General features: G+C 67.4%; 1 protein-coding gene. It reads left to right on the top strand.

What is annotated here, in order from left to right; genetic code table 11:
- Positions 1-237: 237 nt before the first annotated feature.
- Positions 238-1,428 carry an IS110 family RNA-guided transposase gene (locus tag ACYUD3_RS38490; protein WP_470981162.1) on the top strand — a complete coding sequence of 397 codons (1,191 nt, stop codon included), beginning with the start codon at positions 238-240 and terminating at the stop codon, positions 1,426-1,428.
- Positions 1,429-1,447 lie beyond the last annotated feature (19 nt).

Consider the following 1,447-nt stretch of genomic DNA (forward strand, 5'->3'; position numbering starts at 1 on the left):
GGTCCTACCTTGTTCGTGGGTTAGACGGGCCGTCGTAAGGTCCAGAGGCCCAGAGACACCGGGTATGGCTTTCATGCGGTTGCCCTCGATGGCTCCAGTCACCTGGCCGCCCGGTGTCTCACGACGACTCGGCCACTGATTAGGAGCTGCGAGCGCGTTCGTGCGTATCGCTGAGTAGGACCACGTCGGCGAGGTCGTCCGGGAGAACAGCGCAGCATCGAACGACCGGAGGAACTGGTGGCCCAGATCTGGGCGGGTACGGACATCGGCAAGACGCACCACCACTGCGTGGTCCTTGACGCCGAGGGCGGGCGATTGCTGTCGCGACGGGTGCTGAATGACGAGCCGGAGCTGCTGGTCCTGCTCGCCGACGTGCTGGCTATCGATGAGGACGTGGTCTGGGCGGTCGACGTCGCCGACGGCATGGCAGCCCTGTGGATCAACGTGCTGCTCAACCATGGTCAGCACCTCGTCTACATACCGGGGCTCGCGGTCAACCGGGCCTCGGCCGGCTACCGGGGCATGGGCAAGACCGATGCGAAGGACGCGACCGTCATCGCGGACCAGGCCCGGATGCGCCGGGACCTGACGGTCCTGCGGCCGGACAGTGAGCACGCCGTCGAGTTGCAGGTCCTCACCGGCCGCCGGACCGACCTGAACGCCGACCGGACCCGCCGGATCAACCGCCTGCGCGGTCAACTCACCAGCACTTTCCCTGCGTTGGAGCGCGTCCTGGACCTGGGCAACGTCGGTCCGCTGGTCCTGCTCACCGGCTACCAGACTCCGGCTGCCCTGCGCCGCACCGGTGTCAAGCGGCTGGAGACTTGGCTGCGCAACCGCAAGGTCCGCGGCGCCGAGGACCTTGCCGCCACCGCTCAGGAGGCCGCAGAGCGCCAGCACACCGCCGTCACCGGGGAGAAGGTCATCGCGCAGGTGATCCACACCCTGGCCAAGGAGGTGATGAGCCTCAACGAGCAGATCGCGGAGATCGACAAGCTCATCGCGGCCCGGTTTCGCGAACACGATCTCGCCGAAGTGATCTCCAGCATGCCCGGCATCGGCCCTCTGCTGGGTGCCGAATTCCTCGCTGCCACCGCCGGCGACATGAGCCGCTTCGGCACCGCCGACCGCCTGGCCAGCCTCGCCGGTGTCGCCCCGGTGCCCCGGGACTCCGGCAACGTCAGCGGCAACCTGCACCGCCCCCGGCGCTACCACCGCGGCCTGCAACGCGTCTTCTACACCTCCGCGCTCATCAGCATCCGCAACTGCGACGCATCCCGGCGCTTCTACGAACGCAAGCGCGCCGAGGGCAAACGACACACCCAGGCCGTCCTCGCCCTGGCTCGCCGCCGAGTGAACGTTCTGTGGGCTCTGATCCGTGACGGACGGTGCTACCAAAGCAACCTCCCCGTCACAACTGCCGCTTGACAACATCATTAGGAGGTGA

Source organism: Streptomyces sp. AMJ-169 (genome assembly GCF_055597585.1).